Genomic DNA, 25,046 nt, shown 5'->3' on the forward strand with positions numbered 1-25,046 from the left:
CGTGAACGCCTTGGTCATCGTCGGTCCTCTCCTGTCTGAAATGATGCACCGGCAGCCGACAGCAGTGCCTGCACGGTGGGTGAGGCCACCGACAGTGCACACCGGAGCCTGGTCCAATCCTGCGCCGAATGGGACAACCCGTAATCCCGGCTGTGGGGGTGGATGGCCGCGCGCCAGCCGAAGATCAAGGCACGCAACAGGAGTCGAGCTGGCCCTGCGATTGCCAACAGCGCCACATCACGATCGGGCACCGGCCGGACCGCACGGTAGCCGCGCACGATCTCCACCGCGCTGTCCCACGGTCGCCGATCGTCGAGGCCGATCTGGTTGGCCACCGCAACGGCCAGTTCGAACAGCACGGGACTGCGGACGACATCACCGAAGTCGATGACGCCGGTGACGAAGTCGTCGGCGGCAGGGTCGACGACGACGTTGAACGGGCTGAAGTCGCCGTGGATCATCTGCGTGGGGAGGGTGCCGATTCGGGGTGCGACGAGAGCTTCGAACTGGTCGAAGATCCACGTCGCCATCGTGACGTCGTCGTGATCGTTCACCAGCTCCAGTAGGGGCCGCACATGGAGGAAGTTCTTCAGATCCCAGATCAGTGACCGAGATTCGCCGGGGTGACGGAAGCCGGCCAACCCTGAGTCGAGCCGCGCCAGCATGGCGCCGACCTTCTGGAACTGGGTGGTGGTCGGGACCATCGACGCGAGAAGGTCGCCGTCGAGGTAGCTCATGACCCGCATGAGGCGTGCATTGCCTCCGGGGTCGACCACGGTGGACTCGACCTGGCCGCGCACCCCGCGGATCAACCGCTGGACGGGGATCGCGGGCCGGCTCTTCTCCAGGTGCAGCATGACCGCGGACTGCAGGTTGACGATCTGGGCGGCCTCCGTTGCCGGTGCGATCTTGACCAGGAAGCGACCGACGTCCGTGGCGAGGCGGAACGTATCATCCTTCTCGGTCGGGATACGGCTCAACTCACCGGCCAGGTCGTACTGCCGCCGCAGTTCGGCGCGCACCTGCTGCTCGGGAAAGCGCTCTGCCGGCGACTCGTCGAGCGCGCTTTCTCGGGCAATGCGATGAAGTGCAGCGGAGCCCCTGAACACGCCACCATCCTGTGCACGGGAGCGCAGCGGGGTGGCGAGGGCCCTGTCGGGGAAAGCGTCCGTCATCGCCAATCCTGTTCTCGCGCCGAGGGGCCCGCAACCCCGGCCGCCCGATCGAATCTCACTGCGCCGCGATACCGCGACTGTCGCTGATAGCGATGAACTGTAGAACATTAGAGCACGAAGCGTCCAGTCAGCCCGCCGCGACCGCGCCGTCAGCGCTCCGAACCGGTGTTCAACAGTTGTACGCTGAGGCCATGTCCATCGCCGAGCGCATTCAGATCGTCGGACGCAGCAGTGCGCAGCAGATCGCCGACGGCTTGATGGACATGATCCTGGAGGGCGAACTCAAGCCCGGTGAGCGCATCAGGGAGGCCGTCGTCGCCGACGCCCTGGGCATCTCGCGCAACACCGTGCGCGAAGCGGTGCGCCTGTTACAGGGCACCGGTTTGGTGCGCTACACCTTCAACCGCGGCCTGGTCGTCTGGGATCCCTCCGACGAGGAGGTCCTCGACATCTACCGCGCCCGCCTGCATCTGGAGACCGCGGCCGCCGCATCCCTGGGACCCGATACGGATCTGGCGCCCCTGCTCACCGCGATGGAGGCGCTGAAAGACGCCATGGCGACTCACGATCCACGCGTCATCGTTGAGAAGGATCTCGACATCCACCGGGCCATCGTCGGCCTGATGAACAGCCCACGGCTCGACAAGTTCTACGCCGAACTCCTCGGCGATCTGCGCTATTTCCTCCTGATCCTGTCGCTGGACCATCACGAGTACGAGACCGGCTCCGGGCTCGAAGACGAACACCAGCGCATCGTCACCGCCTTCACCTCGCGCGATCCGAACCTGGCCCGCGACACGATCGCCGAGATCATCACCGAGAACCGTGACGAGGTCCGCAAGATCCTCGCTGCCCGCACGGCGGGCTAGCCGCATCCCCGCCGGCAGTCACCGCGGACGACGCTGCGCGAGCATCGATTCGACGGCCGTGTCGTCACCACGACTTTTCTGACCGCTCGTCTTGCGGACACCTATCGGCTGTGCTTAAGTTCTCCATGTCAACTGTTCAACACTTGAGCACGTCCGCTCGGCGGGCATCCCACTTCCAGTGACTTGGAGAAGAACTTTCATGGCGGACGGCCCACTCATGTACATCGCGGGAGAACACGTCCCCGCCGTCAGCGGCGCGACGGAAGCGGTCATCAACCCGGCGAACGGCGACCAGATCGCCACTGTGCCGCTGGGCGACGCCGCCGACGTCCATCGCGCGGTCAGCGCGGCGGAGAGCGCTTTCGACGGATGGGCGGCGACCACACCGGGCAAGCGAGCCGAACTCCTGCTGAAGCTGGCGGACCGCCTGGAGGCTCACGCCGAGGAGTTCGCTCAACTGGAGTCGCAGAACGTCGGCAAGCCGATTTCCGTTGCGCGCGAGGAGATCCCCTTCGGTGTGGACAACATGCGATTCTTCGCCGGCGCCGCCCGCGTGTTGGAGGGCCGCGCCGCGGGCGAGTACTCCCCCACCCACACGAGCATCATCCGGCGCGATCCGCTCGGCGTGGTCGGCAGCGTCGCGCCGTGGAACTTCCCCCTCGTCATGGCGATCTGGAAGATCTGCCCGGCGCTGATGACGGGAAACACGCTGGTACTCAAGCCCAGTGAGCAGACACCGCTGACCACGTTGCGCCTCGCCGAACTGGCCGCCGACCTGTTCCCGGCCGGGGTGTTCAACGTCGTCACCGGTCACGGCGACACCGTCGGGGCCGCGCTGACCGGTCACCCGCGGGTGCGGATGAGTTCACTGACCGGCGATACCGCCACGGGAAAAGTCGTCGCCCGCGCCGGGGCCGACAACCTCAAACGCCTCCATCTGGAATTGGGCGGCAAGGCGCCGGTGCTCGTCTTCGACGACTGTGACGCCGAACTCGCCATCACGAAGATCTGCGAAGGCGGATTCGGCAATTCCGGCCAGGACTGCATGGCCGCCTCTCGCGTGTACATCGCCGACGGCATCTACGACGAGTTCGTCACCGAACTCACCCGCGCCGTGAGCAAGGTGGCCATGGGTGAACCCTCCGACGAGTCCACCGAGATGGGCCCGGTCATCTCCGAACGCCAGCGCGACCGGGTGGCCGGCTTCGTCGACCGCGCCGTCGCCTCCGGCCCGGCCTCGCTGGCGGTCGGCGGCATCGGCTCAGGACCCGGATTCTGGTACACGCCTTCCCTTGTCGTCGACGCCGCTCAGGACTCCGAGATCGTCCAGAAGGAAGTCTTCGGCCCGGTCGTCACCACCACCCGCTTCAGCAGCGAAGAGCAGGCCTTCGCCTGGGCCAACGACGTCGAGTACGGCCTGGCCGCATCGGTCTTCACCCGAGACGTCGGCCGGGCGATGCGCGCCGCCCGCAGGCTGCAATTCGGCACGGTGTGGGTCAACGACCATCTTCCGATCGTCTCGGAGATGCCGCACGGCGGGTTCAAACAATCCGGGCACGGCAACGACATGTCGATCTACTCCGTCGAGGAGTACACCGAGATCAAGCACATCATGATCAATCTGGCGAGCTGACCACATCGTCTGCTGCACAACACCTTCGGAGGTCCTGCGATGACTGTTACCGGCCGCACGGTAGTGGCGGTGAATCTGTTCTCGATGTTGCCCGGTGTCGACCCGGCCGAGTTCGAGCGTTTCTCCACCGAGGTGGATCGCCCGACGTGTCTGGCCCGCGGTGACCTGGTTCAACGCTTCGAGGCGTTCCGCGTCAACGATGCACCCGACGGCGCTCCGGCCGACATCCTGGAGGTCATGGAGGTCACCGACTGGGCGGATTGGGAGCAGTTCCGCGACCACCACCCGAGCATGAAACCCGTCATCGCGGGCTTCGACGAACTCGTCGACCCCGCCACCGTCCGCACCTACTTCACTCACGCCATTCCGGGAGAACACCAATGACTTCGACCACCGTCCCCTCCTACGACGCCATCGTCATCGGCGCGGGCCACAACGGTCTGATCACCGCCGGATATCTCGCCCGTGCGGGTAAGAAGGTCCTGGTTCTGGAGGCCCGCGATGTCGTGGGTGGCGCGTGTACGAGTGAAGAACTCATCGCTGGTGCCACCTGGTCGTCGTGTGCGTTCATCGCGAGCCTGCTCCGCCCGGAGATCATCGCCGATCTGGAGCTGGAGCGCTACGGCTTGGAGATGTATCAGACCGCAGCCAGCGAGGTCAGCATCTTCCCGGACGGCAGCCATCTGTTCGTGTGGAAGGACTTGGACAAGACCCTCAAGGAGATCGAGAGGTTCTCCGCGCGAGATGCCGCCGCCTTCCTCGAATTCGGCTTGCGCGTGAAGAAATTCGCATCCATTCTCACGCCGTTCCTGCTCTCGCCGGCCCCCAGCCGCTCCCAGGTGCTGGCCGCCTTCGAGGCCGCCGGCGCCGAGGATCTCTTCAACGAGATGGTGCTGCTGTCGACGAAGGATCTGCTGGACCGGTACTTCGAGAACGAACACATCAAGGGCCTGTTCACCTTCTTCGGCATGATCTCCGTGTGGGGCGGTCCGTCCACCCCGGGCACCGGCTATGTCTATGGGCATCACTCGGTCGGAGAGTTCAAAGGAACCCTCGGCCAGTGGGGTTTCGTCAAGGGAGGCATGGGCGGCATCACCCAGGCGATGGCCCGCAGCGCCGAGGCGCACGGCGCCGAGATCCGGCTCTCGTCACCGGTCGAACAGGTCGTGGTCAGCCGAGGCCAAGCGACGGGCGTGAAACTGGCGGACGGACAGATTATTTCGGCGCGCACGGTGATCTCCAACGCCGATCCGCAACGCTCCATGCTGCACCTGCTACCGGCCGGCGCCGTCGACGCGAAACTCACCGCCAAACTGCAGGACTACGACGCCCGCGGCTCGATGGCACGCATCCACCTGCTGATCGACGAGCTACCCGACTACATCGGCTTCCCCGCCGGCGTGCAGGGGCCCCAGCACCAGGCGCAGGCGATCATGGGTGCCTCGATCGAGAACTTCGAGCGCGCGTGGGAGGCCGAGCGCCGCGGTGAGATCCCCGACGACTTCGTGATCGAGGCTGTCATCCAGTCCACGCACGACTCGACCCTGGCACCCGAGGGCAAGCACACGATGACCCTGGGCGTGCAACAACTTCCGTTCGAACTCGCAGGCACGGACTGGGACACCATCCGCGACGAGTGGGCGGATCGAGTTCTGGAAGTCCTCTTCAGGTACGCCCCCAACCTGCGGGGTCACATCCTGGAACGGGTGATCATCACACCGAAGGACCTCGAACGCGACTACGGGCTCACCGGCGGCAACATCTTCCACGGCTCGATGTTCTTCGACCAGTTGTTCAACAACCGGCCCACTCCCGAATTGGCCGACTACCGCACCACGGTCGACAACTACTACCTCTGCGGCTCCGGCACTCACCCCGGCGGCGGAGTGATGGGCGCCAACGGCCACAACGCCGCCCAGGTCGTCATCGCGGACCTCAACGGAACCCCCGCACCGACCGCGCAGCGCGTCGGCCCGGCACCCAAGGCCGGCGTCATCGACCGCGCCATGGAGACCGTGATGGACACCAAGACCGGCAAGAAGCTCGGCTACACCGTCGCGAGCAGCCCTGCGCTGCGCAAGGTCGTCAAGTTCGCCGCCCGCAGCAAGACCACCCGTTAACCGACCACTCCACCCCCCGAAGGACTGCCATGCTGCACCAGGACGATCCCCAGTCGTTGGCCACCCTGAAGGACTCGCCTGACGGCTCGGAAGGTCTGGCGCGCAACCAGATCGGCGTACTCGGCATCGTGTTCTTCGTCGTCGCCGCTGCCGCACCGCTGACTGTCGTCGTCGCGCTGTTCCCGGTGATCATCGGCTCCGGCAACGGTGTCGGAATCGCGGGCGCCTTCGTCGCCGTGGCGATAGTGCTGACCATCTTCGCGGTCGGCTATGTCGCCATGAGCAAACACATCACCAACGCGGGCGCGTTCTACGCCTTCATCACCCGAGGGCTCGGTAGACCGATGGGGCTCGGATCCGCCTCCCTGGCGATCTTCGCCTACAACGCCATCCAGCTCGGGGTCATCGGTGGCTTCGGCTACTACGCAGCCGAATTCACCTCTCGCCACACCGGTGTCGGCGTGCCGTGGTGGGTCTTCTCGGGGCTTGCGATGGGCGCGTCACTGTTCCTCGGCGTCCGGCAGATCCACGCCGGTGCTCGTGTGCTGGCCGTGCTGTTGACGCTGGAGACGGGCGTGATCCTCGTCCTCAACATCGGCATCCTCGTCAACTCACCGAATCCCGTCAGTGACTACTCGTTCGAACCCTTCGCTCCGTCAGCGGTGTTCGCCGGTGCGATCGGTGTCGCGCTGATGTTCGCCCACGCCTCCTTCATCGGTTTCGAGGGCACAGCCATCTACGGCGAAGAAGCCAAAGACCCCAAACGCACCGTCCCTCGCGCGACCTACACCTCGGTGATCTTCATGGGCGTGTTCTACGCCGTCACCGCGTTCCTCATCGTGAACTCCGTTGGCGTCGGGAACATCGTCGACCTGGCCGGAAGCGAAGGCGGCAACCTCGTGTTCGCCGTGAGCGACAGCGTTCTCGGCCGCGCGGGGACCGAAGCCTTCCAACTCCTCGTCATCACCAGCCTGTTCGCCGCGATCCTGACGTTCCACAACAACGTCGCCCGCTATCTGTACTCGCTGGGCCGCCAGGGCGTCATCTGGAAACGGCTGGGCACCACGCACCCGACCCGCAAGTCACCGGCACTGGCCTGCTACGTGCAGATCGCCATGGTCGCCGTGGTGGTCGCCGTCTTCGCGATACTGCGCCTCGACCCGTACACCACCTTGTTCACCTGGTGGACGGGCGTCGGCGCGGCCGGCATCATCCTGTTGCAGACCATCGCCAGCATCGCGATCTTCGTGTTCTTCCGCCGCTCGACCGTCGACAAGCGACCCTGGAACACCTTCATCGCGCCGCTTCTCGGCGTCGCCGGGCTGCTGCCGTTCCTCTGGTACGCGATCACGGGCATGGACGTCCTACTCGGCGGAGGAGGGTGGCTGCAGATCACCTTCACCGCCATGCTGTTCGCGTCACTGGCCATCGGCGTCATCGGCGCCTACGTCATCAAGGCGCGCTCCCCGCAGCGCTATGCCCAGCTGAACTCCACGCTCGGCGATCGGCTCTAGCCGGTCACAGCCCGAACATCGCCCGCAGGTCTGCCGTTCTCCACAGCACGATCGCGACGATCAGCACCAGCACCGCGGTGCAGGCCCCGGCCTGGACCGCGGTGCGCTGGGCCCGCGGCGCGTACGCGAAGGCCGCGGCCACCGCGGCGCCGGTGATCAGCCCACCGATGTGGCCCTGCCAGCTGATGTTCTGGCCGCTGATCAAGGGGAAGACGAACGTGAACGCCAGGTTGAGGACGATCACCGCGATGACTCCGCGCACGTCCATGTTCAGTTTCTTGCCGACGACGAACGTCGCGCCGAACAACCCGAACACCGCCCCCGAGGCACCCGCGGTCAACGCGTTGAGCGTAAGCAGGTAGGCCAGCGCCGCGCCGCCGAGCGCGCTGAGCAGGTACAGCGCCCCGAACCGCAGCCGGCCCAGCGCCATCTCCAGCGGCGGGCCGACGAAGTAGAGGGCCAGCATGTTGAACGCGATGTGGGCCACCCCGAAGTGCAGGAACGCCGAGGTCAGCAGCCGGTACCACTCGCCGTCGGCGACCGCGACGGGCCACAGCGCGAGCGCGCGTTCCGTGCCGGGCACCGCCATCTGCAGTACGAACATGGCGACGTTGAGACCGATCAGCGTGTAGGTGACCACCGGCGTCGCCGACCGGCGTGCGACCGCGCCGAACGGTGTCGTGGCCTGCCGCACCGAGCGCGCCCCGGCGCCGACGCACTCGGCGCACTGATGGCCGACCGCGGCGCTGTGCATGCACTCGCCACAGATGGGGCGGTTGCAGCGAGTGCAGCCGACGTAGGTCGGCCTGTCGGGATGCCGGTAGCAGTACGCGGGCGGCGGCGGGGGCGGGTAGCCGGGCTGGTTCACAGGGTGCCGAACAGTTCGATGTGGTTGCCGTCGGGGTCTGCGACGAACATGAAGCCCATGCCGGGCACCGGCGCGAACTCGGTCGGTCCCTCGACGATCTCGTACGGCGATGCCTCGAAGGCAGCCGCGACGGCACGGAGCCCGGTGACCCCGATCGTGAAGTACCGCAGGCCCGCCTGGGCGCGGCCGCCACCGGGCACGGCCGGTGCCGGCGGGGTGTCGTAGGTGACGAGCTTGAGCACGCTGTTGCCGAGCGAGTAGCGGCGTTGTGAGCCGCCCTCGAACGCGATCTCGCCCTGCGGCTCGAGTTCGAGGAACCCCTCGTAGAACGCGACCATCGCCTCGAGGTTCGTGGTGACGAGCCCCACCTCGATCCCGGGCATCAGCAGATCCAGCTTCACGGGAACCAAATTAGCCGTAGCGACATAACGATTCGGACACAACGCACATCACGATCACCTAAGAGGGTGCCCCGAATTCTGAGAAGCCTCAGCGATGACCCAACGTCAGAGGCGGTTTCGCCGCTGTTTTGAGGCCGATCTCACGCCGCGACCCTGTAACACCGGCGGGGTCTCCGCCGCGCGAACTGATGCTCGGTTTCAGCCCCTCAGAACGCGGTTACCGTGGAATGCGGGCGGGGAAAAGCACCACCAACGAGATCTGAGAAGGACCAGAATCACCATGAATTCCAGTGCTATCAGCGTGCGCAAGAATGTGGCCCGCATCGGGGCGGCGGCTGTCTTCGGCGGGCTTGCTGTCGCAGGTGTTGCCGCGCCTGTCGCATCGGCCCAGCCCGGCGACGGCTGCAGCGCCAGCCAGGTCGCGGGCACCGTGGGTTCGGCGACCACCGCGGCGCGCCAGTACCTCGACAGCCATCCCGGCGCCAACCAGGTCGTGACGGCCGCGATGCATCAGTCTCGCCCCGAGGCCGAGGCCAACCTGCGCGGCTACTTCACCGCCAACCCGGGTGAGTACTACGACCTGCGGGGCATCCTGGCGCCGATCGGCGACACCCAGCGCACCTGCAACGTCACCGTGCTGCCGGCCGATCTGCAGTCGGCCTACAACACCTTCATGGCGGGCTGACGCCGCCTCGACCGTCAGGCGCTGCGGCGGCGGGTTCACGCCCGCCGCCGCAGCACTTAGACTGGCTTGCTATGAGGCTGGTTTTCTCATGAGATTCCTGCGTACGACCGTCGCTGCGGTGCTGACCTGCTCCTGCGTCGCAGCACCGCTGGCCCACGCTCAGCCCGCGCCGCCCGCTCCCGCACCCGCACCGGCGGCTGACGGTCCCAAGACCACCATCGACGGCAATGGGTCGTACGCGGTGGGCAAGGACATCGCCCCCGGGGTGTACTCCTCCGCCGGCCCCGTCGACAACGGCGCGTGTTATTGGAAGCGTTCGGCCGGCGACAAGCTGGTCGACAACGCGCTGACCAAGAAGCCGGCGTTCGTCCAGATCGATGCGACCGACACTTCGTTCACCACCACCGACTGCCAAACCTGGCAGCTCACCAACGCCCCGATGCCGCCTCAGCCGGGGCCCGGCGACCTGCTGGGTGCCCTGACCCAGGCCATCGGCAGCGGCATGTTCAACGGGGGCCCGCGCTGAGCCCAGCTGCGGGCACCCTCGACGGCCGGATCGCCGTTCCCGCCGACCTCGACGCCGTGACGTCGGTCGGCGCCGAAGATCACACGGGCGTCGACGCCGCCTCCGTCGAGCGGATCTGGCAGGCGGCGCGGCACTGGTACGCGGCGGGCATGCAGCCGGCGATCCAGGTGTGCATCCGCCGCGACGGCCGCACCGTGCTCGACCGCGCGATAGGGCACGCCCGAGGCAACGGACCCGCTGACCCGCCTGACGCCGAGAAGGTCGTCGTCGGCACCGACACCCCGTTCTGCGTCTACTCCGCGGCCAAGGCGATCACCACGACCGTCGCGCACATGCTCGTCGAGCGCGGTGTGTTCTCTCTCGACGACCGCGTGTGCGACTACCTGCCGACCTACACCAGCCACGGCAAGGACCGCACCACCATCAGGCATGTGATGACGCACAGCGCGGGCGTGCCGTTCGCCACCGGGCCCCGCCCCGACCTGCGCCGCATGAACGACAGCGAGTACGCCCGGGAGATGCTGGGCCAGCTCAAGCCGATCCATCCTCCCGGTCTGGTGCACATCTACCACGGCCTCACCTGGGGTCCGTTGATGCGCGAGATCATCGGTGCGGCGGCGGGCCGCAACATCCGCGACATCCTGCACGACGAGATCCTGGCCCCGCTGGGCTTTCGGTGGACGAATTACGGTGTTGCGTCAGAAGATGTTCCGTTGGTGGCGCCCAGCCACGTCACCGGGAAGCCGCTGCCCCCGCCGATCGCGAAGGCGTTCAAGATCGCTGTCGGCGGCACCCCGCAGCGGATCATCCCGTTCTCCAACACACCGGAGTTCCTCACCAGCGTGATCCCGTCGTCGAGCACTGTGTCCAACGCCCACGAGCTGTCCCGGTTCGCCGAGATCCTCTGTCGCGGAGGCGAACTCGACGGTGTTCGAGTGATGTCACCGGCGACGCTGCAGGCGGCGACCAGAGAGGCGCGCCGCTTACGGCCGGATCTGGCGACGGGACTGCAGCCGATGCGGTGGGGTACCGGATACATGCTGGGCTCCAAGCGATTCGGGCCGTTCGGCCGCAACGCTCAGGGCGCCTTCGGCCACACCGGCCTGACCGACATCGCGGTGTGGGCCGATCCCCAGCGGGCACTGTCGGTCGCGGTAGTGAGCAGCGGTAAGCCGAGTGGGCACAAAGAGGCGAAGCGCTACCCGCAGCTGCTGGACCGGATCAACGCCGAGATGGCTCGGATCTGATTACCGGACTCTCCCCCGCAAGCGGGAGGTGCCCCCACAACGCGACTCGTACCTCGCCGCTTGATCGTCGTCCGGCGGGTCCAGAGGGGCTCACAGCAGCGCCTCCACCGTGATCGGCAGCTCGGTCACCCGCCGGCCCGTCGCGTTGAAGACTGCATTTGCGATCGCCGCAGGCACGCCGACGATGACCACCTCCCCCAGCCCTTTGACACCGATGGGGTCGGCGATCATGTCCTCCCCGGTGAGGAACGCGGCGTCGAGTTCGGGCACATCGGCATTGACGGGTACCAGGTAATCGGCCATGTCGGCGTTGACGATCCGGCCGTCGCGGTGGTCGAGGTGGGTGGCCTCCAGCAGCGCCATCCCGATACCGCCCACCATGCCGCCGATGGCCTGGCTGTGCGCCAGCATCGGGTTGATCACCCGTCCGGCGTCGTAGCACCCGTAGATCCGGCGCACCCGCACAGTCCCGAGCAGCTCGTCGACCGCGACCTCGGCGAAGACCGCGCCGTAGGCGTTCATCGAGAAGCGGGTGTTCGCGTCGTCCGGCGCCCAGTCATAGCGCGCCTCGAGCTGGGGCCAGTCCCGCCGTCGCAACAGATCCTGGTAGGACTCACCGCGGCCAGGGTCGGTCCGGGCTGACATCCGGCCATCCGTGACCGTGACGGCCTCAGGAGACAGTCCGTTCAGCGGCGAGCCGGGATCCACCACCGCGGTCCGTACCAGCCGGTCTCGCAGCATGACGCCGGCATGGTTCACTGCCGACCCGACGCTGGCCATCGTCATCGAGCCTGCGTGGATCGGAGCGGGCGGCATCCGCGAATCGCCGAGGTCGAAGCGGACCCGGTTCATCGGCAGGGCCAGCGCATCGGCGGCCATCTGGGTCATGGAGGTGTAGGTGCCCGGCCCCATGTCACTGGTGGCGGTGTCGAATTCGGCTGTGCCGTCCGCGTTCACCTTCGCGTGCACCGAGCACCGGTTGCGGTTGGTGTGGTAAATCGCTGCGGCCGTGCCCATTCCGATCAACTGGGTGCCATCGCGCACAGTCCGCGGCTGCTGACTGCGCCGCGACCACCCGAATGTCGCGGCACCCTGGCTGAAGCACTCGGTGAGCCGCCGAGTGGAGAACGGCCGCCCCTCCTCCTGATCGCGGTCGGGCTCGTTGCGCTGACGAAGCTCGATGGGGTCGATACCGAGCCGGTGCGCCAGATCATCCACACCGGACTCCAGCGCGAAGGCGCCGGTGGTGTCGCCCGGACCGCGCATGTAGGTCGGCGAATTCACGTCCAGCGGCACCACCCGGTACGTCGAGCGCATGTTCGGGGCGGCGTACTGCATCCGCGGCGCACCGACGATGCCGTCCTCGTAACCGATGTCGCGCGAGGTCTCGACCCGCCCCTCGTGGACGATCACCGAGATGCGTCCGGTGCGGTCGGCGCCGATCGCCAGCCGCTGCCGGCTCGTCGGCCGGTACCCGACGGTGGTGTAAAACTGCTTGCGCGTCAGCATCAGCTTGACCGGGCGGCGCACCTGCTTGGCCGCGAACGCCGCCAGCAGCTGGTGCGGCCAGACCCGGCCCGCCGAGCCGAAGGCACCGCCCACGAACGGCGAGATCAGCCGCACCTGCTCGGCCGGCAGCCCGAACGCCTCGGCGTAGGCCTCCTGGGATCGCGCGACCGCCTGGGTCTTGTCCCACACGGTCAGCCCGTCACCGTCCCAGCGGGCGATGGTGGCGGGGATCTCCATCGAGTTGTGGTTGTTGCGCTCGATCGCGTAGGTCAGGTCGGACACCACCGCAGCGGTCCGCAGTGCGGCGTCGGCATCACCGCGGCTGTAGTCCCTTGTGCGGGTGCTCGGTTGCGGAACCGCTTGCGGCGCATCGATGTCGGTCACCGAAGGTCCCGGCGAGTAGTCGACGGTGACCAGCGATGCGGCGTGGGCGGCGGCTTCCAGCGTGGCGGCGACGACGATCGCCACCGGCTGGCCGAACGAGGCCACCTGAGTGGGGTCGTACGGCAGCTTCACCCCGCCGAAGTCGGTCAGGACAGCCACCACGTCGGGTTGGCCCTTCGCCTCGGCGGCGTCGATGCGGCCGACGCCGCCCCGCGCCACGGTGGCGCCGACCAGTGCGGCGTACAGCACATCCGGAATCGGGTGGTCGGCCGCGTAGGCGGCCTTGCCGGTGACCTTGAGGCGTCCGTCGACCCGGGTGATGGGTTGTCCGGCGACGGGCCGCGCTCCACTCATGGCATATCAGCCACGGTCGCGAGCTGACGTTCGACGGTCCGCTTGGTCAGTTCGACCTTGAACCCGTTCTCCGACAGCGGCTTTGCCCCGTCGGCGGCCAGAGCGCCGGCCTCCGACCACAGCCGGGCGCTGGGACGCTGTCCCGCCAGCGCCGCTTCGACCGACGGCAGGCGCCACGGCACCGTGCCGACGCCGCCGACGGCGACGCGGGCACTGCGGATCACCCCGCCGGAGAGGTCCATCGCCACCGCAGCGGATGTCAGTGCGAACTCGTAGGACTCCCGATCGCGCACCTTCAGGTAACCCGACCGTGCGGCCGCTGCCGTGACCGGCACCTCGAGCGCGACGATGAGGGCACCGGGCGGCAGGTTGTGTTCCTGGTCCGGCCGGCTGCCCGGTTGGCGAAAGAAGTCGGCCAGCCGGATCGTCTGATCGCCGTCTCGGTTTCGAACGACCACAGCGGCGTCGAGAGCCACCAGGGCAACGGCCAGGTCGGACGGGTGGGTGGCGACGCACGCGTCGCTGGTGCCGAGGATGGCGTGGTGGCGGTTGCGGCCGCCGATGGCCGCGCACCCGGCGCCGGGGGTGCGCCGGTTGCATGCCGCGGTCACGTCGCGGAAGTACAGGCACCTCGGCCGCTGCATCAGATTGCCGCCGATCGACGCCATGTTGCGTAGTTGCGCCGACGCGCTGAGTTCCAAGGCCTGGGTGATGACGGGGAACCGCTGCCGCACATCGGCATGCGCGGCGAGCTCCGACATCCGCACGAGCGCACCGACACGCAGCCGTGACCCGTCCAGTGAGATGTCGCGGTAGGGCAGGGCGTTGATGTCGACGACGGCGTCCGGTCGCTCGACGGTCTCACGCATCAGGTCGATCAGCGTGGTGCCACCGGCGACGTAGCGGGCGCCGGTGGCACCCGCGTCGAGCGCCCCGGCTTCGTCGGCGGCCTTGGAGAAGGCGAACGGAAACACGGCGGCTATGCCTTGTCGGCCGCTTGTGTCACGGCGGCCACGATGTTGGTATAGGCGCCGCAACGACAGATGTTGCCGCTCATCCACTCTCGGATCTCGGCGGGTGAGCCGGTGTGACCTTCCCGGATGCAGGCCACCCCCGACACGATCTGTCCGGCGGTGCAGAATCCGCACTGGAAGGCGTCGCGGTCGATGAAGGCCTGCTGCAGGGGGTGGAGCCGGCCGTCTGTTTCCAGGCCCTCGATGGTGGTGATCTCGGCTCCCTCGTGCATCACCGCCAGCGTCAGGCAGGAGTTGACCCGCTGCCCGTCGATGAGGATGGTGCACGCGCCGCAGGCACCCTGATCGCAGCCCTTCTTCGTGCCCGGCAGGCCTGCGCGCTCGCGCAGCATGTCGAGCAGCGACGTGCGGTTGTCGACCGCGATCCGGCGTTCCTCACCGTTGATCGTCAGCGTGACGTCGGTGGTGCCGGCCGGACCCGCGGCCGGTTCCCCGTCACCCTCGTCGTCACTGCACCCGGCGAGTAGCGAGCCGCCGACGAAGACGCCCCCGACGACAGCGGTGGTCCCCACGAACGTCCTGCGGTTCATCCACGCCGGGTGATCGTGATCCGGGGTCGATCGCGTCTCTTCGTTCCCTGTGTCTTCGTCCACTGCTCACCACAGTAAGCGCGTTTCCCGACACGGCCGCTCGACGCATAGGGAACTCATAACTCCGACACATTCGTCGCCGCGGCGGGGATGCGGGGTCAGCGCGTCCTGATCCCCCGGTAGATTCCGCGCGCCACGATCCACGGCATCAGCACCCGCTCGAACGACCAGGCCGGGAAGCGGAACGCCCGCCCGTTGGGCGCGAACACTTCCAGCCCGTCGGGCTGGATACCGAGCACCGATCCCCACCGCCGCGTCGGCGGCGTGTACTCACCGAGCTCGCCGCCGTCGAAGAACGCCCGAATGTTGCGGGCCAGCAGGCCATCGGCGCGGTTGCGCGCGGAGCTGCGCAGCGGATCGGTCGCGGCGACGTCGCCGATCGCGAACACCTCCGGGTGCCCGGGCACCTGCAGCGTTTCGGTGACGCGCACGAAGCCCTGCTCGTCGAGGAGATCGGCGGGCAGCCAACCCGTGTTCGGAACGACCCGGCCGATCGCCCACAGCACGGCGTCGGCGGTCGCGGCCGGTTGACCGGTGCTCCAGTGCACCGGCTCTGTGGTCAGCTCGGCCGGGATGTCAGCCACGTCGGCACGGTGGCCGGGGTGCAGGGTCACTCCCGCATCAGTCAGCCTGCGCTGCACGGTCTTCCAGGTCCGCGGATGGTGTCCGACGAGCGCACGCTCGCCCGGGTAGTACAGGTCCACGCGCTTCCCGGGCCAGGTCGTCGCGATCTGCGCGGCGCTGCTGACCGCGGCCGCGCCACCACCGACCACCATCACCGACCGCGCCGCCGCCAGCTTCTCGTGCGGTGCGCGCAGATCCGCGTCGACCTCGTCGGCACCCTGCAGCACAGGTGTGCGCCAGAACCCGTTACGCACCCCGGTCGCGATCACGAGCGCGTCGTAGGGCACCTGCTGAGCCGTCCCGTCCGCGGCTTGCACACTGACACAGCGTGATTCGAGATCAACCCCGGTGAGCGTGCCGTGCACGGTGGTGACCCGGTCCAGCCCACGGAACCGGCCATAAGGGATCCAGTTGTGCCGCGCCCATTCGTCCGGCCGGGCCAGGCGCCAGCCCAGCTCCTGCCCGCTGACCAGGCCGGGCTTGCTGCAGATCCCGGTGACCTGTGCGTGGCGGGCCAGCTTGATCGCGGTGAGTACTCCGGTGTCTCCGAGGCCCGCGATCACCACCCGCGTCACGCGCGCACCTTTGCCGGCGGGCGAGGGACGAAGCGCGACACCCGCTCGATGACCGCCTGGTAGTCCGGCCGGCGCGCCAGACTGCGCTCCTCCATCATCGGGATGCTCGCACCCAGGAACATCGCGAGCATCGCCGCCGCGCCCGCGAACAGCCACCACGCCGTCGGCCAGGCCGCCACGCCGAATAGGGCCACCGCGAACCAGAACCCGAACTCCCCGAAGTAGTTCGGATGCCGCGACCACGCCCACAGCCCGCGGTCCATCACCTGGCCGGGCCGACGGTCGCGCACGAACCGGTGCATCTGCGTATCGGCGACCAATTCAATTGCCACCGCGGCCAACCCGAGCACGAAAGCGACCACGCTGAGCCAGGCCAGGCCGCGCCCCGGAGTCGTCACCGCCACGTAGACGGGCACCATCGCGAGGAACACCTGCAGCGTCGGGATCAGATGAATGGCCACCAGATCGACCAGGAACTCCCACCGGCCCGCCTTGTCGCGGAACATCGGGTAGCGCCAATCCTCGTGGTGCAGCCCGGGAAACGCGTAGACCCAGTTGCCGGTCAGCCGCACCGCCCACACCACGACCAGCACGGCCACCAGCCACGAGCGCAGCGGGTCGCCATCGCCCTGACTCCACCAGTAGAAGAGCAGCAGCGGGGGGATCACGCTCCAATAGGCGTCGTAGAAGCTGGAATTGCCGTACGCCCGGCTGAACGCGAACACCACCAGGGTGGCCAACACGTCGGCGATCAGCGCGTCCAGCCACAGTCGCCCGGTGGCGGGCCCCCACAGCAGCCACGCGGCGGCCACGGCGACGGCCACCACGTAGGCCAGTGTCACGATCGACAGCGAGCGCGCCTTGCTCATCTGGGTCACCGGCGTCACCTCAACCTGACCCGGAACGTCGTCGGCCAGTACTTACCGGTCAGCAGGAACTCATCACCGGCCACGTGCGCGATGCCGTTGAGCACCTGCGCGGTGGGCGGGATGCCGCGGGCACGCAGCCCGCTGGCGTCGACCACGAGATCCACTGCGCCGGTGCCCGGGTCGATCCGCACGATCTGATCGGTGGGCCACACGTTCGCCCACACCCGGTCGCCCACACACTCGAGCTCGTTGAGCCCGGTGACCGGCCGGCCGTGCTTGGTGACGTCGACCCCGCCCGTCTCGGTCAGATCGTCCGGGCTCTGAAAGGTCAGCCGGTTGGTGCCGTCGCTGCGGACCAACCGGTCACCGTCGCGGCAGAGTCCCCAGCCTTGCGGGCGCAGTGGAACCTCCCGGATCGGGGTCAGCGTCGCGCGGTCCCATTCGACGGCCACGCCGTCGGTGTAGGTGAGCTGCCAGATGCGGTCTCCGACCACCGTGACACCTTCGCCGAAGTAGCGGCCGGGCATGTCGACGGCCTTGCGGACCGCGCCGGTGTCGGGGTCGAGTTCGCGCAGCTGCGACGTGCCGACCTCACCGGTGCCTTCGTAGAGCACACCGCCGTCGATCTCGAAGCCCTCGGTGAACGCCATCGGATCGTGCGGCATCTCCCCGAGCACGACGGGCTCGATGACAGGCACCGCCGCGACCCCCGGTGCTGTGTCGGGCTCCGCGTGCGCGCCCGGCACCACAGTGGCGACGGCCAGCACCGCCAGCGCGACACCCGCCCACTTCTGCCGTCTGGTCATACCGCTGTTCTACCGTGCAACGATGGGCCGATGAAAGCGGTCTCCTGTCTGAACGGTTCCCTCGACGTGATCGAGGCGCCCGATCCCGTCCCCGCCGATGGCCAACTGGTGCTCGAGGTGCTGCGCTGCGGCATCTGCGGATCGGATCTGCACGCCAAGGACCACGCCGACGAGCTCCGCGAGGTGATGGTCGAGGGCGGCTACACCGACTTCATGCGCGGCGACACCCCGGTGGTGATGGGCCATGAGTTCAGCGGCGTGGTCGCCGAACGCGGCCGCAAGGTGGGCAAGGAGTTCGCGACCGGCACGACGGTGGTCTCGTTCCCGCTGCTGCGGGCCCACGGCGCGGTGCACCTGACCGGCCTCTCACCGTTGGCGCCGGGCGCCTACGCCGAACGCGTGCTGGCCGAAGCCGCGATGACGTTCGCGGTGCCCAACGGGCTGGACCCCGAGACGGCGGCGCTGACCGAGCCGATGGCGGTGGCCTACCACGCGGTGCGGCGCAGCGAGATCGCCACCAAGGACGTCGCGATCGTGCTGGGCTGCGGTCCCGTCGGGCTCGCGGTGATCTGTCACCTCAAGACCCTCGGGGTCCGCACGATCGTCGCCAGCGACTTCTCCCCCGGCCGGCGGGCCTTGGCGGCCCGCTGCGGCGCCGACGTCGTCGTCGACCCGGCCGTCGATTCGCCCTACGAGGCGGTGCCGGCCAAACAGCGCGGCATGACCGAACTCCCGGCGCTCTACGAGTTCGGCATGGGCTCGATGGAGAAGCTGCGCAAGGTCCCCGGCTGGTCGCACGTCTACCGGCTGGCCGACCGCCTCGGCGGGACGGCACCCAAGCGGCCGGTGATCTTCGAATGCGTCGGGGTGCCCGGCATGATCGACGGCGTCATCGGAGCCGCGCCGCTGGCCTCGCGGATCGTCGTGGTCGGCGTGTGCATGGGCGACGACAAGATCCGGCCTGCGATGGCGATCGGCAAGGAAGTCGACATCCGGTTCGCGTTCGGTTACACGCCGCTGGAATTCCGCGACACGCTGCACATGCTGGCCGACGGCAAGCTCGACGCGTCGGCGCTGGTGACCGGGACCGTGGGCCTCGACGGGGTCGCCGCCGCCTTCGACGCCCTCGGCGACCCCGAGACGCACGCCAAGATCCTCATCGACCCGGCGAGCACCGCCGTCACCCCCTAGAGGGGCAGCGCCGGATTCGCCGAGTCGAGGTGCTCGACGGTGGTGAACACCAGCTCGGTCTCGCCGACGTTCTCGATGTCGTGCAACAGGAATTCGCCTGCGGCGAAATGGAAGTGACGCGTCTCGCCCGCTCCGTAGGACACCTCGCGGGTGGTGCCGTCGGCGGTGTGCTGCCGGCTGCGGCCGGGGTTGACCGCCGTCCAGAAGTAGTCCAGGACGTGGCGATGGGCGTGCCACCGCTGCCCCGGCGCGAGGCGGATCTCCCAGACGCGGACGCGGTCGTTCTCGCTGAGCAACCGCGACCCGACATGCCCGTCGTGTGCGTGCTCGGCGAACTCGGCGCGCAGGTCGTCGCTCCAGCCCTCGAAGTCGGTGCCCACCAGTGTCCCCGCCAGTGGGGCGTCGGTGAGGAAGTCGCGGGTACTGGTCATGGTGTCTCCTTGAGTCAGTGGCCCGGGCCGTACAGGCCGAACCGGTTGTCGGGGTCGCCGGGCACCCAGGTGCAGTCCACCTGCGAGCGGGTGCCCATCTCCTTGACGCGCCGCAGCAGTCGCTGCCCCAGCTCGAGTTGGCCGGGCTCCCATTTGGCCAGCGCCTCGGCGATGTCGGCGCTGTCGGACAGTGCGTCATGCAGCGCCCATGCGTTCGCGGCCGCCTTGGCGGTGCCTGCCGCGGCGTGCGGCCGGGCTGCGCTGGCGGCGTCGCCGACGAGCGCCACCCTGCCCAGTGCCATCTGGGAGACGCCGACGTCGTAGACGGCCTGCAGGTAGGGCTGCTCCGTACGCAGCACCACCTCGGCGGCGGCAGGCGCAAGCAGTTCGGTTGCCGCCGAACGCATCTCGTCGACGAACCGGTCCTGCACCTGACCGGGATGCAGCGACACCCCGGCCACGAAGCCGCGCTTGTCGGTCATCAGCTCGTCGAGCTGATGACCCTCGGGCACGTTGCGGTACCAGACGTAGTTGAGCAACCGCTCCCCCACCGCCAGACCGCCCCCGGGCGCGGGGATCGGATAGACGTTGATGTGGGTGTGCGGCGCGACGCTGTAGCTGATCGAGTCGTGCAGCAGCTCGAACGTCTCGGGTGACACCTCTCGCTCGGGCACCGTGCCACGCCAGCCGACGTATCCGGAGTACTCCATCCGCGCGTCGGGTGCGATGCGGCGCCGGCTCGGTGAGCCGATGCCGTCGGCGAACACCACGAGCTCGGCGGTGTCGACCCGTCCCGAGGCGAACCGCACCGTCACCGCGTCGGCGTCCTGGTCGAAGCCGGCGGCGTACTCACCGAGGTGATAGTGGCCCGTGCCCGCCGCATCGGTGAAGTCGGTGAGCAGGGCACGGTAGAAGGTGCCCCATGAGGTGTAGCTCCACGGCGCGTTCTCGCGGTGCAACACCGTGTTGTCCGCGCCCAGGTACTGCACGAAATGCGTTCGGGTGCTGACGGTCTCCGGGTGCTGGCTGCTGCACTCGGTGAACCAGCGCAGCGTGTCGGGCTGCAGCACGATACCGCCGCCACGGCCGTCGAGATCGGTCGGTGTGCGCTCGTACACGTCGACGTCGAAGCCGAGGCGACGCAGCAGCAGCGCGGCTGTCAGCCCGCCGATCGATCCGCCGATCACCAGCGCCCGGTGACCACTCCAACTCACGTCACTCATCGTGTCCTCCTGTGTCGAGCCCGAGGAACGCTCGGGCGTTGGCCTCCAGTGCCGCGTCGTCGATGCCGGCCGCGCGCGGGAGTTCGAGAGGGGCGGAGGTGCCCATGTCGAACGGGAAGTCGCTGCCGCACATCAGGTGTGCAGGATCGGCGTGCGCGCGCAGCAACTGCAGGGTGGGCACGTCATGGGTGAGCGTGTCGAACCACAACTGGGAGAACATCTCCCGCGGTGGCCGGGTGCCGGCACCGCGCACGTCGGCGCGCTGCTGCCAGCCGTGCGCCCAGCGCCCCACCAGGGCGGGCGCGCACCCACCACCGTGGACGAGGCAGATCCGCAAGGTCGGGAACTCGTCGAGGACGCCGCCGAGGGTGAGTGCGGCTGCTGCCGTAGCGGATTCGACGGGGTTGCCGATCAGGTTCGCCAGGTAGTGCGACCCCCATTCCGGCCGGGGCAGCTGCATCGGGTGCACGAGGACGGCGAGTTCGAGATCAGCTGCGGCGCCGACGATCTCCCGCATCGGGTCCACATCGAACGATGCCGTGCCGAGCAGCGGTGGCATGGCGATCCCGTACATCCCGTCGGTGCCGGCGAGCCCCGACATCTGTTTGGCGGCAGCCTCGGGGTCGTGCAGTGACACCAGCCCGAGACCCACCAGCCTGCCATCGCTGTCGCGGCAGACCTGGGCCAGATCGTCGTTGTAGGTGCCGACGAACTCGTCGACGTTCCCTCCGGAGCCAGTGCTGCCGACCGGGAAGGCGAACGGCGGGGCCGACAGCACCCGGGCACCCAGGCCCGCGGCGTCGGTGTCCGCCAGCACCCGGGACACATCGCTCATCGCCTCGGTCTCGATGGACAACGGCAGCTCGCCCAGGTGCAGTTCGCCGTGGTGGTCGCGCAACGGGGGCAGCGGGGAGCCGGGAGCGAGCCCGAACAGGTGCTGCGGCAACCAGTGTGCGTGGACATCGATCGGTCCGGAGCGCAGGGTCATGCCGCCGAACCCATCGCCTCGAGCGCCTCGAAGCGCGCGAGTACCTCAGCTTGCAGCAGGGCCACCGCCGGATCGGAGGCGCGGCGCGGGCGCGGCAGGTCCACGTCGATGATCTCGTGCACCCGACCACCGGGGGCGAGCACGACGATGCGGTCCGAGAGCTGCACCGCCTCGGTGACGTCGTGGGTGACGAACATGACCGTGCGGCGCGACTCCAGCCAGATCCGTTCCAGATGCTCGCGCAGGGTGCGCGATGTCATCGCGTCGAGGTGGCTGAACGGCTCGTCCATCAACAGGATGTCGGGCTCGACGGCGAACGCGCGGGCGATGCCGATGCGCTGCTGCTGGCCGCCGGAGAGCTGCGCGGGGAACCGGTCGGCGCAGTGGCTCAGTCCGACCAGGTCGAGGTAGTGCCGCGCCCGGTCCTGCCACCCGTCGCGCTCGTGCTGGACGAAGCCGAGGTTGGCCATCACGGTCCGCCACGGCAGCAGCCGCGGATCCTGGAACACATAGCCGACCCGGGCGTCGCGCGAGCCGGCCCGCAGCGACACCGTGCCGGAGGTGTGCGGTTCGATGCCGGAGACGATGTTGAGCAGCGTGGTCTTACCGCTGCCCGACGGGCCGACCACCGAGACGAACGTCTCGCCCGAGATCGTCAGGTCGACCTCGTCGATGACCCGGGTGACCGCTCCGCGGCGGTCGGTGAATTCCTTGACCAGTTTCTCGATTTCGATTGCAGCCATGGACTTTCTCGCTTTCTAGACGGTGCGCCAGCGGGTGGTACGGCGCTCGATGGGACCCAGGATCAGCAGATCGGCGACCACCAGCAGGGCGATGAACACCAGCACCCAGGCGAGGAACCCGTCGAGTTGATTGGCGTCGTACCAGTAGCGGGCGCGCCAGCCGACGCCCGAGGTGGAACCGAACCATTCGGCCAGCAGCAACCCGTTCCAGGCGCTCATGATCGCGAAGCGCACGGCGGCCACGGTGGAACCGGCCACGGCCGGTGCGACGATCTGGCGCAGCACCTTCGCCCGTGACACCCCGAACGACCGTGCCATCAACACCAACTCCGCGGGGACGGCCCGCGTGGCCTTGGCGATGTTGACCACGACGAAGGGCAGCCCGGAAAGGAACACCGTCATCACCGGGGTGAGCCAGCCGAAACCGAACCACATCGTTGTCAGCAGCGCCCAGATCACCGCGGGAATGGCGAGTCCGGCGGCGGTCAGATCGGAGAAGGCCAGATCCGCCAACCGGGACATTCCCATCAGCACGCCCACCGCGGCACCGACCACCAGCGCGGCAGCCAGCCCGAGTACGAACCGATTCATGCTGATCGCCAGGTTGCCCCAGAGTTCGCCGGCGGCGGCTTCAGAACCCAGCCGGGTCACCGCGTCCGGCAGTGATGGCACGCGGTTGCCGAGGACGACGGCCAGCTGCCAGGCGGCCAGGATGCTCGCCACGGCGGCCAGAACCGCTGTGGCCGAGAGTGATCCGCTCGAGATCCGGCGGGTCATGGTGGTCATGCGATCTCCTTGCGCCAGGCGAAGAAGCGATTCTCCAGCGCGGCGAGACCGCGCTCGATCAGCACCATCGCGACGATGAAAAGGGTGGTCCACGCCAGCATGTCGTCGACGCGGAACTCCTGGTAGGCCTTGCGGATCATGAAGCCGACGCCGCTGCTCGCGCCGAACACCTCGGTCAGCGCCTCCACCTTCCACGCCATCGCGAAGCCGTATCGGACGCCGGCGAAGACGAATGTCGTCACGGCCGGGAGGTAGAGGTGGCGCACCACGTCGGTGCGACTGCGCCCGAACGCATGGCACATCGACAGCAGCCTGCCGTCCACCGAGCGCACCCCCTCGGCGACGTTGATGGCGATGAACGGCAGCGCCACCAGCGCGGAGACCACGATCGGCCCGCCCGCGCCGACACCGAAGATCAGCAGTCCGAACACCGCGTAGGTCAGTCCCGGCATGTTGCCGAGCACGAACAGCGGCAGTGAGAAGTACGACGTCATGAATCGGCTGCGGCCCATCAGGAATCCGATGACCAGGCCACCGGCCATCGCGATGACGAACCCGGCGGCGATCTTGGCGATGCTGACCGAGAAGTTGGACAGCGCCTCGCCTGAGACGACGATCGCGCCCACCTGCTCGGCGACCCCGGCGGGCCGGGGGACGATCGGGTCGTCGATCCATGCGGCAACGGCAGCCCAGATCGCGACCGCGAGGACCAGTGCGGTGCCCGAGGCCAGCCACCGCAGGTTCGCGGTCAGGCCGAGCCGCGGCCGGCGGGGGCGCCGATCGGCGGGCGCCGTTACGGACGGCGCATCCGGCGGGGCGACGGTCGAGGTCACGGCTGAACTCCTTCGGTCGGCAGGAACTTCGGATCGGTGACGTCATCGCCGATGACGCCGGTGGCGCGCATCAGGTCGAAGACCGAGCTCTCGTCGGCGGCCCACTTCGGGTCGAACCGGACCTCGTCGACCACCCAGTCGTGCTCGGCGACATACGCTTTCATGAAGGCGATGTCTTCGGGCGTGGCGACCGCGAAATGCTGGGGATAGCGTTCGATCATCTCGTCGCGGTGCGCCCGCCATTCGGCCAGGCCGCGGTCCCACAGGTCGAGGAAGGCCGACACCTCGCCCGGGTGGGCATCCACCCAGTCCTTACGGCCCACGAAGACGTTGCCCATCGGACCGTCGTGGCCCGGCGCGTTCAGTTCGGCGAACAGATCGGCCGATGACTTCCCGTCGTAGAGCGGACGCACCGAGCCCTCCCGCAGCTCGCGGGCCGACAGATCCGGGTAGCAGATGCAGGCGTCGATCTCACCGCGCGCCAACAGGTTCGACAGGTTCTGGATGTCGGCGACGATGATCTGGTAGTCCCCGTCGACCAGCTGTGCATCGTGCATCTGCTTGACCAGGGCGCTCCACACCAGCGTGCCCGACACCGTGGTGAACACACCGAGCCGCTTGCCCTCGAGATCGGCGAGCGTCTGCGCGGGGTCGTTCGCGCGCACCAGGATCCGGCTGCGTTCGGCGTTGTAGCGGCCGATGATGACGGTCTCGCGCCGGGTCTGCTCCTCGAGGCCCGGCACCTCGAACGACGCGGTGGAGATGATGTCGGCGTGACCGCCGGCGAACAACCCGAACTCGTCCCACGTCGCACTGGTCTCGATGCGGTAGCCGGTGTCGCGTTCCCACTGCGCCACCACGCCGGTCTCGTTCATGTAGTCCCAGATCGGGTCGGGGGCGAACGTGAAACGGATGACGCCGTCCTGCGCCGTACGTGAGGACGCCGGCCCACCCAGCCCGGCCGCGCAGCCGGTGGCGGCCAGCAGCACCGCGCTGACGACCAGGGCGAGCACCGCGCGCGCCCAGGTCCGAATCGAGAGTGTCACCGGTTACCTCCTTGGTCTGTGA

25 protein-coding genes are annotated in these 25,046 nt (G+C 68.3%); 9 read left to right on the forward strand and 16 right to left on the reverse strand.

All coding sequences use genetic code 11. The features are described 5' to 3' along the window. Positions 1-14: 14 nt before the first annotated feature. The gene (locus DMB80_RS07485) at positions 15-1,175 is read right to left on the reverse strand and encodes a phosphotransferase (protein ID WP_162938446.1); all 1,161 of its coding nucleotides are present in this window, start codon (positions 1,173-1,175) and stop codon (positions 15-17) included. A gap of 191 nt (positions 1,176-1,366) precedes the next feature. Here DMB80_RS07485 and DMB80_RS07490 point away from each other — a divergent pair, with 191 nt between their 5' ends. The 5 genes from DMB80_RS07490 (at position 1,367) to DMB80_RS07510 (ending at position 7,311) form a co-directional block, all read left to right on the forward strand. Then, the gene (locus tag DMB80_RS07490) at positions 1,367-2,044 is read left to right on the forward strand and encodes a GntR family transcriptional regulator (RefSeq protein ID WP_162938447.1); all 678 of its coding nucleotides are present in this window, start codon (positions 1,367-1,369) and stop codon (positions 2,042-2,044) included. Between the two features lie 199 nt (positions 2,045-2,243). Continuing rightward, the gene (locus DMB80_RS07495; protein WP_240431053.1) at positions 2,244-3,677 is read left to right on the forward strand and encodes a gamma-aminobutyraldehyde dehydrogenase; all 1,434 of its coding nucleotides are present in this window, start codon (positions 2,244-2,246) and stop codon (positions 3,675-3,677) included. Positions 3,678-3,716: 39 nt separating this feature from the next. Then, positions 3,717-4,061, forward strand: a complete 345-nt coding sequence (locus DMB80_RS07500) for a hypothetical protein (RefSeq protein WP_162938448.1) — start codon at positions 3,717-3,719, stop codon at positions 4,059-4,061. Then, positions 4,058-5,797: a phytoene desaturase family protein gene (locus tag DMB80_RS07505; protein ID WP_111509271.1), complete on the forward strand. Its 1,740-nt coding sequence runs from the start codon at positions 4,058-4,060 to the stop codon at positions 5,795-5,797. The genes DMB80_RS07500 and DMB80_RS07505 overlap by 4 nt, the downstream gene beginning before the upstream one ends. 29 nt (positions 5,798-5,826) lie before the next feature. After that, complete coding sequence (locus DMB80_RS07510) at positions 5,827-7,311, forward strand: APC family permease (protein ID WP_111509272.1); 1,485 nt, start codon at positions 5,827-5,829, stop codon at positions 7,309-7,311. Between the two features lie 4 nt (positions 7,312-7,315). Here the strand turns inward: DMB80_RS07510 and DMB80_RS07515 are convergent, their stop codons facing one another. Both DMB80_RS07515 and DMB80_RS07520 read right to left on the reverse strand, forming a co-directional pair. Then, positions 7,316-8,179, reverse strand: a complete 864-nt coding sequence (locus DMB80_RS07515; protein WP_420812142.1) for a rhomboid family intramembrane serine protease — start codon at positions 8,177-8,179, stop codon at positions 7,316-7,318. Continuing rightward, positions 8,176-8,562, reverse strand: coding sequence for a VOC family protein (locus DMB80_RS07520; RefSeq protein WP_111509372.1), 387 nt, complete (start codon positions 8,560-8,562; stop codon positions 8,176-8,178). Before DMB80_RS07520 ends, DMB80_RS07515 begins: the two co-directional genes overlap by 4 nt. Before the next feature lie 298 nt (positions 8,563-8,860). Between DMB80_RS07520 and DMB80_RS07525 the strand changes: the two genes are divergently transcribed. The 3 genes from DMB80_RS07525 (at position 8,861) to lipE (ending at position 11,038) form a co-directional block, all read left to right on the forward strand. Beyond that, positions 8,861-9,265 (forward strand): heme-binding protein, encoded by a 405-nt coding sequence (locus DMB80_RS07525; protein ID WP_111509273.1) that lies wholly within the window; start codon positions 8,861-8,863, stop codon positions 9,263-9,265. Between the two features lie 88 nt (positions 9,266-9,353). Continuing rightward, complete coding sequence (locus DMB80_RS07530; protein ID WP_111509374.1) at positions 9,354-9,791, forward strand: hypothetical protein; 438 nt, start codon at positions 9,354-9,356, stop codon at positions 9,789-9,791. Further along, a complete protein-coding gene (gene lipE, locus DMB80_RS07535) occupies positions 9,788-11,038 on the forward strand; it encodes a lipase LipE (protein ID WP_111509373.1) in 1,251 nt (416 codons plus the stop codon). The genes DMB80_RS07530 and lipE overlap by 4 nt, the downstream gene beginning before the upstream one ends. 90 nt (positions 11,039-11,128) lie before the next feature. Here the strand turns inward: lipE and DMB80_RS07540 are convergent, their stop codons facing one another. The 6 genes from DMB80_RS07540 to DMB80_RS07565 all read right to left on the reverse strand — a co-directional run bounded on the left by DMB80_RS07540 (position 11,129) and on the right by DMB80_RS07565 (position 17,783). Then, entirely contained in the window at positions 11,129-13,285 is a 2,157-nt protein-coding gene (locus DMB80_RS07540) for a xanthine dehydrogenase family protein molybdopterin-binding subunit (protein WP_111509274.1), read from the reverse strand. Next, positions 13,282-14,259 (reverse strand): FAD binding domain-containing protein, encoded by a 978-nt coding sequence (locus DMB80_RS07545; protein WP_111509275.1) that lies wholly within the window; start codon positions 14,257-14,259, stop codon positions 13,282-13,284. The genes DMB80_RS07540 and DMB80_RS07545 overlap by 4 nt, the downstream gene beginning before the upstream one ends. Positions 14,260-14,264: 5 nt before the next feature. Continuing rightward, entirely contained in the window at positions 14,265-14,849 is a 585-nt protein-coding gene (locus DMB80_RS07550; protein ID WP_111509375.1) for a (2Fe-2S)-binding protein, read from the reverse strand. Between the two features lie 158 nt (positions 14,850-15,007). After that, positions 15,008-16,108 (reverse strand): FAD-dependent oxidoreductase, encoded by a 1,101-nt coding sequence (locus DMB80_RS07555; RefSeq protein ID WP_111509276.1) that lies wholly within the window; start codon positions 16,106-16,108, stop codon positions 15,008-15,010. Continuing rightward, on the reverse strand, positions 16,105-16,977 hold the full coding sequence (locus DMB80_RS07560; RefSeq protein ID WP_205538578.1) for a DUF1295 domain-containing protein: 873 nt from the start codon (positions 16,975-16,977) through the stop codon (positions 16,105-16,107). The genes DMB80_RS07555 and DMB80_RS07560 overlap by 4 nt, the downstream gene beginning before the upstream one ends. Positions 16,978-16,991: 14 nt before the next feature. Beyond that, a complete protein-coding gene (locus DMB80_RS07565; protein ID WP_111509277.1) occupies positions 16,992-17,783 on the reverse strand; it encodes a glutaminyl-peptide cyclotransferase in 792 nt (263 codons plus the stop codon). A gap of 30 nt (positions 17,784-17,813) precedes the next feature. Between DMB80_RS07565 and DMB80_RS07570 the strand changes: the two genes are divergently transcribed. Beyond that, on the forward strand, positions 17,814-18,974 hold the full coding sequence (locus DMB80_RS07570) for a zinc-binding dehydrogenase (protein WP_111509278.1): 1,161 nt from the start codon (positions 17,814-17,816) through the stop codon (positions 18,972-18,974). On the opposite strand, the gene DMB80_RS07575 is transcribed toward DMB80_RS07570, so the two are convergent. From DMB80_RS07575 to DMB80_RS07605, 7 genes are read right to left on the reverse strand one after another with little or no spacing between them, the layout of a single operon-like run. Then, positions 18,971-19,405, reverse strand: a complete 435-nt coding sequence (locus DMB80_RS07575; protein ID WP_111509279.1) for a cupin domain-containing protein — start codon at positions 19,403-19,405, stop codon at positions 18,971-18,973. The genes DMB80_RS07570 and DMB80_RS07575 overlap by 4 nt on opposite strands. 14 nt (positions 19,406-19,419) lie before the next feature. Further along, positions 19,420-20,628: an FAD binding domain-containing protein gene (locus DMB80_RS07580; RefSeq protein ID WP_111509280.1), complete on the reverse strand. Its 1,209-nt coding sequence runs from the start codon at positions 20,626-20,628 to the stop codon at positions 19,420-19,422. Then, positions 20,621-21,616 carry an amidohydrolase family protein gene (locus DMB80_RS07585; RefSeq protein WP_111509281.1) on the reverse strand — a complete coding sequence of 332 codons (996 nt, stop codon included), beginning with the start codon at positions 21,614-21,616 and terminating at the stop codon, positions 20,621-20,623. Before DMB80_RS07585 ends, DMB80_RS07580 begins: the two co-directional genes overlap by 8 nt. Continuing rightward, complete coding sequence (locus tag DMB80_RS07590) at positions 21,613-22,359, reverse strand: ABC transporter ATP-binding protein (RefSeq protein WP_111509282.1); 747 nt, start codon at positions 22,357-22,359, stop codon at positions 21,613-21,615. Before DMB80_RS07590 ends, DMB80_RS07585 begins: the two co-directional genes overlap by 4 nt. Before the next feature lie 15 nt (positions 22,360-22,374). Beyond that, entirely contained in the window at positions 22,375-23,145 is a 771-nt protein-coding gene (locus DMB80_RS07595; RefSeq protein ID WP_111509283.1) for an ABC transporter permease, read from the reverse strand. Continuing rightward, positions 23,142-23,978: an ABC transporter permease gene (locus DMB80_RS07600; RefSeq protein WP_240431054.1), complete on the reverse strand. Its 837-nt coding sequence runs from the start codon at positions 23,976-23,978 to the stop codon at positions 23,142-23,144. Before DMB80_RS07600 ends, DMB80_RS07595 begins: the two co-directional genes overlap by 4 nt. Then, positions 23,975-25,024, reverse strand: coding sequence for an ABC transporter substrate-binding protein (locus tag DMB80_RS07605; protein WP_111509284.1), 1,050 nt, complete (start codon positions 25,022-25,024; stop codon positions 23,975-23,977). Before DMB80_RS07605 ends, DMB80_RS07600 begins: the two co-directional genes overlap by 4 nt. Between the last annotated feature and the right edge of the window lie 22 nt (positions 25,025-25,046).

The sequence above is a fragment of the Mycobacterium kyogaense genome, assembly GCF_003254575.1.
Lineage (GTDB): Bacteria > Actinomycetota > Actinomycetes > Mycobacteriales > Mycobacteriaceae > Mycobacterium > Mycobacterium kyogaense.